The organism is Candidatus Nanosynbacter lyticus (assembly GCF_000803625.1).
In the GTDB taxonomy this organism is placed as follows: Bacteria; Patescibacteriota; Saccharimonadia; order Saccharimonadales; family Saccharimonadaceae; genus Nanosynbacter; species Nanosynbacter lyticus.
In genome coordinates, this window is the sequence record NZ_CP007496.1 from 326,359 (window position 1) to 338,513 (window position 12,155).

Here is a 12,155-nt window from a genome sequence, read left to right on the forward strand (position 1 = left end):
ACCCAATTTAAACAAATAATAGATAATTCCCGCGATATTCTCATGGGTAAATTACCAAGTCCAATCGCCCAGGTGGATGCAATTTCTTATGCACTTATTTATAAGTTCATGTCGGATACTGATGACGATTCTGCTGCACTTGGCGGCAAACGTACATATTTTTCTGGTGAATATGAAAAATATAGTTGGCACAATTTGATGAGCCCAACTACTACTGGTGCTGATCGCGTAATTCTTTATCGCAATGCCCTCGAGAATATGAGCCGCAATCCAAACATTCCTCCACTATTCCGTGAGATTTTTAATGGTGCGACACTTGGATTTACCGACTCAAATACACTTAACTTATTTCTTCGCGAAATCGATAAGATTAAGCAGAGTTCTGGCGACTCCATCGGTGACGTTTATGAATACCTTCTCTCCACTATGGGATCTCAAGATAAGCTTGGTCAGTTCCGAACACCTCGCCATATCATTGATATGATGGTTGAGCTTATTGATCCAGACAAATCTGATAAAATTCTAGACCCTGCTTGTGGCACCGCAGGTTTCCTTATCTCTGCGTATAGCTGGATTAAGAAGAAGCACATTGAAAAAGAACGTTTGAATAGTGAGGATATTGAGAAAATTCATCGCAACTTCTACGGTTTTGATATCGAACCAAACATGGCTCGTATCGCTCGTGTAAACTTGTTCCTGCATGGCTTTAAATCCCCTCATATTATTGAGCATGATACGCTCAGCTCAGAAGATTACTGGGATGACCGTTATGATGTGATTCTTGCGAATCCGCCATTCATGACGCCAAAAGGCGGTATCACCCCGCATAAGAAGTTTGGGATTACTTCAAAACGTGCTGAGCTTCTGTTTGTTGATTATATCGCTTCTCATTTGAAGCCGAATGGTCGCGCAGCTGTAATTGTGCCTGATGGTGTTCTGTTCCGCAGTAGCTCTGCACACAAAGCACTCAGGAAAGAAATTGTCGAAAATAAGAAGCTTCAAGCTGTTATTTCGATGCCTTCGGGCGTATTTAAGCCATATGCTGGTGTTTCTACGGCGATTTTAGTATTTACTAACTCAAGTAATGAAAGAACCGACAAGGTTTGGTTTTACGACATGAAAATAGATGGATATAGTCTTGATGACAAGCGCTCAAAGCTCAAAACAAGTGACGTCCCCGATATTCTTGCAAGGTTTAAAAACCTTGATGGTGAGAAAGATCGTAAACGCAACGAGCAATCATTCTTTGTGGATAAAGATGAGATAGTCAAAAACGGCTATGACCTAACGATCAACAAATATAAGGAAGTCGAATACGAGAAAGTTGAATACCCACCAACTTCTGAAATTATAGCTGAGATTAAGAAATTAGATCGTGAAGCTTCCGAAAGTCTGACCGAACTTGAAAAATTATTAAACGAAACAAATCCGGATTTGTAGATATATCATGAAAGTTAAACTTGGAGAGCTAACGAAGATTAGAACCGGCAAATTGGACGCCAATGCGGCTTCTGATGATGGCACGTATCCATTCTTTACATGTTCGAAAGAGCCGTTGCGAATATCTACATATTCATATGATTGCGAGTGTGTACTAGTTGCGGGAAATGGCGATCTAAATGTCAAATATTACAACGGAAAATTTGACGCATATCAACGAACGTACATTGTCGAATCTAACGGCGACGGAAGACTTCATCTTCCATACCTCTATCATTTTATGACGCGGTATATTCAGGAATTAAGAAAACTATCGATTGGCGGAGTTATTAAATATATTAAACTAGGCAATCTTACTGATGCGGAAATATCGCTTCCCGATATTAAAGAACAAAAAACCGCATGCAAAAAACTTGAGAAAATTAAAAACATTATAGATAAAAAAGAATCGCAACTTTTTTACCTAGATAATCTTATCAAAGCCCGATTTGTCGAGATGTTTGATGATAACTTTGGCGAAATCGTTGAACTCGGAAATGTCTGTGATGTACGCGACGGTACTCATGATTCACCAAAGTATCACAATGCAGGCTATCCGCTCGTAACATCAAAAAATATATGCGATGGGAAAATAGATTTTTCGACCTGTAATTTAATCCAGAAAGAAGATTATGTCAAGATTAATAAAAGATCCAAGGTCGATGTCGGTGATGTTTTAATGCCTATGATTGGCACTGTTGGCAATCCTATTATTGTAAATACCGACAAGGAATTCGCCATCAAAAATGTAGCACTAATTAAATTTAAAGACGATTCCGTAATTCTTAATACGTTCATAAAAACATTGCTTGAGTCAGATTATTTTGGCAGGGCCGTACTCAGTAAAACAAAAGGTGGGACGCAGAAATTCATTTCACTTGGCGATATTAGAAAATTGGAGTTTAATTTACCGCCAATCGAACTACAACACCGATTTGCCACCTTTGTCGCCCAAATCGACAAATCAAAATTTGCCGCTAAGCAATGAACTTGCGATGTGCAACTTTTACGTTCGTTTGATTAACTATAGCATAACGCATAGTCGTATCGATCTGAGAATGTCCGAGTAGCTTCTGAACTTGTTCAATAGGCATCCCTTTATCAATTGCACGTGTTGCCATAGTCCGGCGGAACTTATGCGGATGAACCTTATTTATGCCTAATTCGCGCCCTAAGCGTCTCAGGCGGATTTCTACGCCAGATATCTGTAATCTATTGTAAGGCGCATCAAGTGTCACAAAAAGGGCAGGATTTGTGTCAAAGCGGCTATTTATGTAGCTCATTAGGTGTATTTTAGTTTTTGCGTCGAAATATACGCGTCTTTCTTTATCGCCCTTACCGAAAACAATGCATTCGCGTTCTTCGAAATCTATATCGTCGATATTAAGTCGCACGAGTTCGCCAATTCTTATTCCAGTAGAATAAAGTAGATCAATTATCGCTAAGTCGCGTAAATTTTTACATTTATCTCGCATCTTTTCAATTTCCTCATCGGAAATAACCTCTTTCACGGTTTTCGTAGTTTTAATTTTGTGGATGCGCCGCATTGGGCTTTTGATGATATAATCTTCCTCTTCGAGCCATGTAAAGAAGCTTGAGATATTGCGACGGATATTATCAATAGTTGTTTTACTGCAATCATTTAAACCTTGATAGTTAGCCAAATATTCACGTATATCGTCGGTAGTTACTTTACGTATTGGATCATCTACTTCATCTAGTAGTTTCTCTACAGTAGTCTTGTAATAGGCCAATGTCCGTTCAGAGCATCCTTCTATCTTTTTAGCATTCAAAAACATCGACAAATAATTGTCGTTTGAAATGCCATTTATAGATCTCGTTTCTTTTGTAAGGCGCGAAACGAGCACGCGCTGTAATTTTTGTGACTGATTTGCGGTGAGATATTCGTCCATATCCACCAAAATGTATTTAATGGCGTCTTCCATTAATAACTCCTTTCGTTAGATTGGCACCTCCACTAACAAAAGGAATAACTTTTTAGCCAAAATACTCCTGCATTAAACTATCAAATAGAAGTTGCGTTTTTTCTAGCGACTTTTGTACAGCAAATTTTGATTTGTCGATTTGGGCGACAAAGGTGGCAAATCGGTGTTGTAGTTCGATTGGCGGTAAATTAAACTCCAATTTTCTAATATCGCCAAGTGAAATGAATTTCTGCGTCCCACCTTTTGTTTTACTGAGTACGGCCCTGCCAAAATAATCTGACTCAAGCAATGTTTTTATGAACGTATTAAGAATTACGGAATCGTCTTTAAATTTAATTAGTGCTACATTTTTGATGGCGAATTCCTTGTCGGTATTTACAATAATAGGATTGCCAACAGTGCCAATCATAGGCATTAAAACATCACCGACATCGACCTTGGATCTTTTATTAATCTTGACATAATCTTCTTTCTGGATTAAATTACAGGTCGAAAAATCTATTTTCCCATCGCATATATTTTTTGATGTTACGAGCGGATAGCCTGCATTGTGATACTTTGGTGAATCATGAGTACCGTCGCGTACATCACAGACATTTCCGAGTTCAACGATTTCGCCAAAGTTATCATCAAACATCTCGACAAATCGGGCTTTGATGAGCTCATCTAATGCTTCGATCTTTTTCTTGTCGTGTGTAATTATCTCGGAGATAACATCAAGTGTTCTAACGATTTTGTTTTGCTTTTCTACGGATTCGCATATGCTAATTTTGAAGTCGCTAAATTGCGTTTTATTAATAATCGGAACGACCGGCGCGTTCGCTATAGCCTTCAGTTGTTTTCGATTGGCATAGATGGCATATGCCAAGTATTTTGGAATAATTGCTTCATTCGGAACGATAGCATTTATCTGTTGATTAAACGAGACTTCTTCTTCCGTTATGCCGACTCGTCCTATTTTCCCAATACACGTGACAAGTATACTATTTGCTGGTACTATTCTAGAAACGTTTTTGGCGCTGGCGGAGATATACTCATTTGCACTAGATATGACACATAATTCGTCTTTTATCACATCCGGTTTAATAAACTTGATGTTTCTATTACTCCAATATTCGTCGACCTTTTTGCTCGGAGTATTTCCCGTAAATATCGTACCCAATTCTTTCAGTCTTACCTTCATATCGTACCTACAAATCCGGATTTGTTTCGTTTAATAATTTTTCAAGTTCGGTCAGACTTTCGGAAGCTTCACGATCTAATTTCTTAATCTCAGCTATAATTTCAGAAGTTGGTGGGTATTCAACTTTCTCGTATTCGACTTCCTTATATTTGTTGATCGTTAGGTCATAGCCGTTTTAAGGCAGTAGAATAGGCGCCAATCTCACCGAATAATTCTAAAAACTTTCGTACATTCCCCTAAAAGAGGTACTCGGCAGTATAAGCCGGAGTAGATATAGTAAAAAGTTATTTTCAAGTCTTCGTAAGAATCCTTTCGGTTAAAATTATTATTCTTTGTACTGGTGGGCCACCACTCTGAATTTAATGCACTAAGAAAAGACTTGTATATCGGGTTTCCTAGGACGATTCTCGTATGAGCAAAAGAAGGCTCGCAATCTTTCGATCACGAGCCTTAAATATCTTATTGTGGAGCCACGATCGGGGCTTGAACCCGAGACCTCATCCTTACCATGGATGCGCTCTACCAACTGAGCTATCGCGGCGTAACAGGCTTAATTTTAGCACATTAAGCCGTGTTTAATCAACTGAGTCATTTTTTACGAGTGGATTTCTTGGTTGGCGTACCGACTTCTTTTGGTAGTTTCGGCGTGACAAACGCTTCTATTATTCCCCACGCTATGCTATTGACCAAGAAAGTAACGAACAATATTCCTGAAGCTGATGCCGCCAAGTGCGCCGATGAGGCGTTAAATAATGTCAATAATCCCGCCGCAGTTAGCCCAATTATAGCCAGCATAATATAAGCGTATTGTAATTTCAATCGTTGGTTTTTTTCGCTATTCCATAATGTAAGAATAGATTTTGTAAATTCAAACATATCCATATAATAGCACATATGCTTATAAAAGTCAATATTACTACTTTGCGCTATCAAAAAGTCGCCCCAAAAAGGCGACGATGATTCAAATTTGGTGCTGGAAGTAGGACTCGAACCTACGAAGCCTTACGGCGGGAGATTTACAGTCTCCTGTGATTGCCACTACACGATTCCAGCGTAATTTGGAGCCGCTTCTCGGACTCGAACCGAGGACCTACGGTTTACAAAACCGTTGCTCTAGCCAGCTGAGCTAAAGCGGCACTGGATTTATTTTAGCAATTTTTTAACATCGTGACAATAGCCTACATGACAATTTTTCGTGGCTGATGGATTTTGCGCTGTTGGCGCGGCCGTGGAGTGCCGACAGTTTTTTGAGCCGGCGCAGATGGCGTTAACATCTTAGTGGCCTTTTTACGTAGACCTTCAGCAAGGTCTGCTTGACCAGAGTTTTCATAAGCTTCCGCCAATATCTTAAGAGTTTGTGGAATTGGCTCTAGCTCAACGGCCTTTTCTAGTGCGTTTATCACCTTTTTCGTATTTCCAATTTTTTCTTGGACTTTAGCGTAGGCGATGTAGCGAGCCGCCAAGTCATCTTCCATCTCCAGGGCTTGCTCAAAGGCTAATGAAGCCTTTTCATAATTTTCGGTTTCATAGTAAATCAGACCAACGTTATGAAGGCTTGAGGCGCTTGGCTCTAAGCTTTGGGCAATCTCAAAACACTCGATGGCGTCTTTATAGGCGCGTTGTTTGGCGTATAAAATGCCTAAGCGATTATAGGCGGTGGCGTTCTTTTCGTCGACGCGCAAGATGGTTAGCAAAGCCTTTTCTGCTCGTAGATATTTATTTTCGCGAATTGAATCTTGGGCAATTACCCACAACTGATCAAGCTTTTCGGTAATTTTAGTTGGCAAATCGCCAGCATCTTTGATTGATGGATGATAAAAAATCGCCCAAATCATTAGGATTAGAATGAGGAATAGTCCAAACATATCTATATCATTATAGCACAAGTTGCATCAGCGCTAGTCTGACATTAGCGTTTGAGTTTAGTGCTTTACTGACGATTGTAGCCTTATTGAGCTGTTTTTCTAATGTTGAATTCATGCCATGAGATAGGGATTGAAAGCGAATCATGTTGATAATGATATCTGTGAGGATTAGCGCTTTCTGGCGGTCGGTAAAATATTTTGCGATATTTTTTAAAGTAGTATATTCCTGATTTGTGGCTAAAATTTGCTTTGCGTCAGTGGCTAGCTGTCTGTATTCGGCGAATTTGTCTGGGTTCTCTGCTAGCTGACGAATCAGTAGCGGCCGACCGGCAGCCAAAAAGAGGATTTGCTGGATGGTGGCGGAGTCCAAGTTGTAATTTTCAAGCAGTTTTTTGTCCTGGACTGATGATGTTTTATGAAGTGTAAGGGTTTGGCAGCGAGATTTTATTGTGTCTAGCATTAGTTTTGGATTTTTTGCAATAAGGATAAAGATGGTGTTTTTATTTGGTTCTTCCAGAGCTTTTAACAGTGCGTTTTGGGATGATTCAGTCATCAAGTCCGCCTCGTCAATAATAATAGTTCGGCGATTTATGGCGTAAGTTCGTAATTTAGCAATGAGATCACGAATTTGCTCAACGGATATGGATTGTTTATCTGGAAGCGGAGTTAAGCGGAAAATATCACTATTTTTAGCTATTTTTTGAGCCACGCTTTTACCGTCTAGCCCGTAGTCTGCCACAATTAAAAGTGCGTGTGGCGGCCTAGCGGTGATTTGGTCGATTTTCTGGACGTCTTGGGTTGAGACAATAATTTCAGACACTACAATTCCTCTGGAAATAGCTGCTTGAATTCTTCTGGAGTGGCCGCTTCAAATGTTTTCCTCTCGCCAGATGGCAATGTGATTTCTAACTTCTGGGCGTGAAGCATCAGGCGGCTGGCGTTCGGTTTGCCATAAACGCGGTCGCCGAGGATTGGTGTGTTCAGGTATGCCATATGGACGCGGAGTTGGTGGGTGCGGCCGGTGGTGGGTTTAAGTTCAATGAGCGCCCGAGTGTCAGTCGCCGCCAGTACGCGGTAGGCGGTTTGGGCGGGCTTACCATTCGGGTCGACACGGAAGGTGCTGGGCGCGGACGGGTTGCGGCCAATCGGTAGGTCAATCTTTGCGGCGGCTAATTTCGGTACGCCGTCGGTCGCCGCGAGGTAGGTTTTTTTGGTGGTGCGCTGGGCGAATTGCCGCTGTAGATGGGCGGCAGCGTCAGGATTTTTAGCGATAATCAGCACACCCGAAGTGTCGCGGTCGAGCCGATGGACGATGCCCGGCCGATCGGTGTCTGAGGCAAACGAAGTCTTGGGGCGAATAATTTCCGCTACTGTCGGCTCGGTCGATAGTCCACCTTTGGCGTGGGTTAGGAGTCCGCTCGGCTTATTTACTACCATCACGTCGTCGTCTTCGTATAATATCGGCAGTTCTGTACTCGCCTGCTCCTGTTCTGGCAGCTTGACGGCGATCTCGTCAGTCTCGTCGACCTCAAACTTTGGCGTCGTTACTACTCGCTGGTTGACTGACACGTAGCCGGCTTTGATGTATTTTTGCCAGAGGCTGCGCGAAATTGACAGGTCAAATACCGTGGACAAGTGGACGTCCAGGCGCTGTTTGGTTGGTACGATGTGGAGCATGATGACGAACTTGCCTTGAAACGGCGTCTCGGTGCAGCTCGAATCAAGCGGATTTGGTAAAATTTCGGCGTTGGCGGGCCTGTCAGGCCACAGCTCGTCAATTGATTCTTCGTCGACAATTGAGCCGTATAGTACGGCGAAATGTTGCTTGTTCAAAATAAATTCCGCCACGATGTGCGATTCGTCCGTCTGAACCTTCAAGCGGCACAAGGCCTTGACGGGCGTATTGTCATCTGCCAGTTGGTATAGCCTGGCGATCTTGAGGACGGTGCGCGGCGAAATTTTCACGCGGGCGTTCCTATCTCCGCAGCCCCACGGCCGTTTGGACACGGTGCAAGGTTTCGTTGGCGACGATGTTCATATCGTGTTCGCTGGACTCTAGCTTACTCTCAATTGCCTGATCATCAACTGCCGCCAAGCGCGCTTGGAAATTCGCTAAGAATTCCGCTACTTCATCAGCTACGATTCGCTTAAAATCGCCGTAGCGCTCCATGCCGGCATACTCGCTGATGGTCTGTTCCAAGCTGACGTCTTTTCCAGCATCCTGGCGTACCAGTGTTAAAACCTCTAGCAGATTGGAAATGCCCGGCTGGTTGTCGCGGTCGTATTGTACCTTACCCAATGAGTCGGTGGTGGCGCTCATGATTTTTTTGTGGGCTGCCTCTGGCTCGTCGCCAAGGAAAATGACGCCCTTGCCGCTGTCGTCGGATTTGCTCATCTTTTTGGCCGGGTTCATCAGATCTTTGATCCTGAGGCCTTGGTCGTTGCCGAAGAATTGGTGCTGCTGGGCGACCGGTTTTGGTACGATGAATAAGTCGCCAAATTTGCGGTTCATCCGCTCGGAGATGTCGCGGGTAAATTCCAGGTGCTGCGTTTGGTCGTCGCCGACTGGCACGTAGGTGGCGCCGTAGAGCAAGATGTCGGCGGCCATCAGGACTGGGTAGTTGAAGAGACCGACGGAAATACCTGTATGAACTATATCCTGCGCTTTCTGTCTACTAGTTGGTAGGTGAATTTTACTGTCAATCTCATCAAGAAATTTGTGTGATTTATCTTTAAACTGCGTCATTCGACCCATCTCTCCAAATCCAGTGAAACAGTCCAAAATCCACGCTAGTTCGCTGTGTGCCGGGACGCGGCTTTGGCGGTACAAGTGAATCGCCTCATTATCTAGCGGCAGTCCCGCGGCGGTATAAATTCGTGCGTTATTTAAAATGCTATCGTACAACTTGCTGTGGTCAATCGGCGTGGTGAAGCTGTGTAGATCGGGGATGAACAGATTGATATCAAAATCGGACGAGCGGCGCTTCGCCATATCGACAATCGGCAAAATGGCACCAAAATAATTGCCAATGTGAATATCGTTGTTGGCGCGCACGCCAGTGAGGATGACGGGTTTGGATGGTTTCATTAGATATATTATAACACCCTTTGGCTATTAGTAGGCGTGAAATGGTGGAGTATAATTCTGTAAAATTGTCCTCAAGCTCACACTATGCCGAAAGTTTATGTCGTCAATCTTATCCAGATCAACCCACTCCGGCATGCCGTTGGTGTAGGTTTTTTCGCTGTCGGTTATGTTGTCGTTATTGATTTGCCCGTGCAGCTGGCTATAGGTAAAGTACAGCTAGATTGACTGGTTGGCTTGCGCCTCAGCGTTGCGTTTGAAGAAAGTAGTTGCTTGGTGAATGATTTTATCCGGCATGATGGTTAGTCCAGTTTCTTTCTTAATTTCGCGGATAATTGATTCCTCAACCGTTTCGCCCTTCTCGACACCGCCGCCAATCAAGCTATAACCGTCCCATTGCCGAGTTAAAAGAATCTTATTATCCTCAATAATAACTGCGTACACGCCGACGCGAATGTTTAGTTCGTCAACGGGAACGGTGTATTGATTGCCGAAGACGTCTTTGCAGATGATGGTTTTAGTCATGAGGTTATTCCCTTCAGATAATCCCTCAGCATCGCAAACCCATCAACCGTTTCAATTGCCGCCAAATATTCTTGCCACTCTTCATCATTCAATTCTGCCAAACTGCGGCCGGGAAATCTCGGATGCCCATAAATATATAGCAATTCCGTCCAGCCGTGCAGATTGTCGCCGCGCGGTTCATCGATAATAAAGCCCTCTTCGTCCACCACGAATATATGATCTTCCGCGCCGTCAAAATAGCCAACCGCAAAAGAAAATATAGCCCTACGATCAGTTTCGCCTTGCATTAACTTGATTATGCCGGGATAGCTAAAACTATCCAGTAGCAATTTAACAAACGGCCCCGGAAAACCTTTCAGGGCCAGAATGAAAAAGCCACGATCATCAACGATTAGTCGCTTGTTTGGAAAAGCTTTCTTGGCTTGAGATAGTTTACTTTTGGCAATTGTTTGAATATCCAGCCCTCGCCCCTCGTCAAAATCATAGTCGAGCTGCCGTAAATCAACACCGAGTGGCTGGAGGAGCTTCTGGAGGCTGGCGAACTTTTTGTGATTGGAAGTTACAAAATAAATTAGACTATTCCTGTGCTTCATATTGATAAGTATACGTTAACTAACGCCCTTTCGCAGATTTCTAATGCTCGTATCATAAGGGGTCTTCCATAATTCACCATCAATGTTCAGATTTTTCAGGAAACTATACATTTGTTGTTGAATATTGTCGGCATTTGCGTCGTCCTCAGCCAAAACCTCCAGCTCGATAAACAACCCCAGCCCAGCAACTTCATCGACACAAATCGTATAGTCCTCAGTTTTCGATTCAAGGCGGACTTTATCAACCGTGACAACCTCTTGCCAACCCAGCACTGTAAGCATTTGGCGTGCCATGTCGCCACTATCAACTGCAAACTCATATTCATCAGATACTAATTTCGCCTGCCTTTCGATTTTTAGCGTCATAAAGCTCCGCTGCAACTCACCGGTTTTTGGGTCGAGGACGTCGCGTATTCGCATAATCTTTGAGCCAGGAATAATTGGAGCGTCAACCTGTTCGGGTAATAGAAAAACCGTATCGATTTGGTGTTTGATTGAGATGGGCACGACAAACTGATTTTCTAGGACCGCAATGAGCTTGTCGCGAGTCATGTTGGCTGATAGCTTGAATTTGGATTCGATTTCAATCATGGGCTATTTTCTTAATCTATTTATGCGACGTACGGATTTTAATGGAAGTTCTCCCGTCAGGTGCTGTTTTATAATCCCAGACAAACACTTGGCGTATTTATCGGTAATTTCGTGGCTCTGCATAGTCATTGAGCGGTGGGCTATATTCTTATGCTCTTTGGCTAATTGCTTCAAATTCCGTTCTACAATTAGCGGATCAAGTTTGCCAGATAGAATAGTGATCGGTAGTTTCAATTGTGATATATCAGTCATCGTGGTTTGATTAATAATCGCGGCGTTTAGTGCGGTCAGGAAAGATTTGGCGGTGACTTTGTCAGCCTTAAACCCAGCGTCGGGCCATATATTATGTCGGTCGGCAAATTGCAGTAGGCGCTTTGAACTCCTTGGGTGCTTGTTGATAAGGCTGTATAGGGCGCGTAATATTTTTTCTGGATGATGGATTTTCTCGTCAGTTTTAGGTTGGTATATCGGCGGGCTGCATAGGATTAGCGACTGAGCTAATTTTGGATATTTTTTAGCGAGTTCTACGGCTGCCAACGAACCCATAGAATGGCCAATGATTACGTCAAGATGATTGATTGATTCTTTTCTTAAAGTGGCGGCGATGCTGGTGGCTTGATCTTGGACATTGTAAGATTTCCAGTCGGGCTTTGGTGAGTTGCCAAATCCCAGCATGTCAATAGCAATAACCCGCGCGTCCTTGGGCAGATATTGTGTCAATGGCTTCCAGGTGCGCCATGAGGTGCCTAATCCATGGACAAGTAGAATCGTAGACTTTGGATTGTCTGGGCGGCAAAAATAATGCACATTTAAGGTGTAAGGAATACGTAGCCAGCGATGGATTATTCTATCAAACATAGTCTTAGTATACTATGAAAATACCCCGCC

At 43.1% G+C, this 12,155-nt stretch carries 13 protein-coding genes and 3 tRNA genes; 2 read left to right on the plus strand and 14 right to left on the minus strand.

Annotated features, from left to right (window positions below; all coding sequences use genetic code 11):
- Window positions 1–42: 42 nt before the first annotated feature.
- Both TM7x_RS01695 and TM7x_RS03805 read left to right on the plus strand, forming a co-directional pair.
- Window positions 43–1,440: an HsdM family class I SAM-dependent methyltransferase gene (locus TM7x_RS01695; protein ID WP_052198815.1), complete on the plus strand. Its 1,398-nt coding sequence runs from the start codon at window positions 43–45 to the stop codon at window positions 1,438–1,440.
- A gap of 7 nt (window positions 1,441–1,447) precedes the next feature.
- Complete coding sequence (locus TM7x_RS03805) at window positions 1,448–2,467, plus strand: restriction endonuclease subunit S (protein ID WP_052198816.1); 1,020 nt, start codon at window positions 1,448–1,450, stop codon at window positions 2,465–2,467.
- Here TM7x_RS03805 and xerA read toward each other — a convergent pair.
- The 14 genes from xerA to TM7x_RS01770 all read right to left on the minus strand — a co-directional run bounded on the left by xerA (window position 2,457) and on the right by TM7x_RS01770 (window position 12,125).
- A complete protein-coding gene (xerA, locus tag TM7x_RS01705; RefSeq protein WP_039327326.1) occupies window positions 2,457–3,425 on the minus strand; it encodes a site-specific tyrosine recombinase/integron integrase in 969 nt (322 codons plus the stop codon). The genes TM7x_RS03805 and xerA overlap by 11 nt on opposite strands.
- 52 nt (window positions 3,426–3,477) lie before the next feature.
- Window positions 3,478–4,608, minus strand: a complete 1,131-nt coding sequence (locus tag TM7x_RS01710; RefSeq protein ID WP_039327329.1) for a restriction endonuclease subunit S — start codon at window positions 4,606–4,608, stop codon at window positions 3,478–3,480.
- A gap of 465 nt (window positions 4,609–5,073) precedes the next feature.
- Window positions 5,074–5,149, minus strand: a tRNA-Thr gene (locus TM7x_RS01715).
- Between the two features lie 47 nt (window positions 5,150–5,196).
- Window positions 5,197–5,484: a hypothetical protein gene (locus tag TM7x_RS01720; RefSeq protein ID WP_138074074.1), complete on the minus strand. Its 288-nt coding sequence runs from the start codon at window positions 5,482–5,484 to the stop codon at window positions 5,197–5,199.
- Between the two features lie 92 nt (window positions 5,485–5,576).
- Window positions 5,577–5,661, minus strand: a tRNA-Tyr gene (locus tag TM7x_RS01725).
- 6 nt (window positions 5,662–5,667) lie between these two features.
- A tRNA-Thr gene (locus TM7x_RS01730) sits at window positions 5,668–5,744 on the minus strand.
- Between the two features lie 42 nt (window positions 5,745–5,786).
- Window positions 5,787–6,473: a tetratricopeptide repeat protein gene (locus tag TM7x_RS01735; RefSeq protein ID WP_039327333.1), complete on the minus strand. Its 687-nt coding sequence runs from the start codon at window positions 6,471–6,473 to the stop codon at window positions 5,787–5,789.
- A gap of 10 nt (window positions 6,474–6,483) precedes the next feature.
- Window positions 6,484–7,293: an AAA family ATPase gene (locus TM7x_RS03810; RefSeq protein WP_052198817.1), complete on the minus strand. Its 810-nt coding sequence runs from the start codon at window positions 7,291–7,293 to the stop codon at window positions 6,484–6,486.
- Complete coding sequence (locus tag TM7x_RS01745; protein WP_052198818.1) at window positions 7,293–8,438, minus strand: RluA family pseudouridine synthase; 1,146 nt, start codon at window positions 8,436–8,438, stop codon at window positions 7,293–7,295. Before TM7x_RS01745 ends, TM7x_RS03810 begins: the two co-directional genes overlap by 1 nt.
- Window positions 8,439–8,448: 10 nt before the next feature.
- Complete coding sequence (trpS, locus tag TM7x_RS01750; protein ID WP_039327336.1) at window positions 8,449–9,561, minus strand: tryptophan--tRNA ligase; 1,113 nt, start codon at window positions 9,559–9,561, stop codon at window positions 8,449–8,451.
- Window positions 9,562–9,777: 216 nt separating this feature from the next.
- Window positions 9,778–10,083: an NUDIX domain-containing protein gene (locus TM7x_RS03815; RefSeq protein WP_052198819.1), complete on the minus strand. Its 306-nt coding sequence runs from the start codon at window positions 10,081–10,083 to the stop codon at window positions 9,778–9,780.
- Window positions 10,080–10,676, minus strand: a complete 597-nt coding sequence (locus TM7x_RS01760) for a non-canonical purine NTP pyrophosphatase (protein ID WP_039327339.1) — start codon at window positions 10,674–10,676, stop codon at window positions 10,080–10,082. The genes TM7x_RS03815 and TM7x_RS01760 overlap by 4 nt, the downstream gene beginning before the upstream one ends.
- A 15-nt stretch (window positions 10,677–10,691) precedes the next feature.
- Window positions 10,692–11,267, minus strand: a complete 576-nt coding sequence (cyaB, locus tag TM7x_RS01765; protein ID WP_039327343.1) for a class IV adenylate cyclase — start codon at window positions 11,265–11,267, stop codon at window positions 10,692–10,694.
- 3 nt (window positions 11,268–11,270) lie between these two features.
- Window positions 11,271–12,125 carry an alpha/beta fold hydrolase gene (locus tag TM7x_RS01770; protein ID WP_039327346.1) on the minus strand — a complete coding sequence of 285 codons (855 nt, stop codon included), beginning with the start codon at window positions 12,123–12,125 and terminating at the stop codon, window positions 11,271–11,273.
- Between the last annotated feature and the right edge of the window lie 30 nt (window positions 12,126–12,155).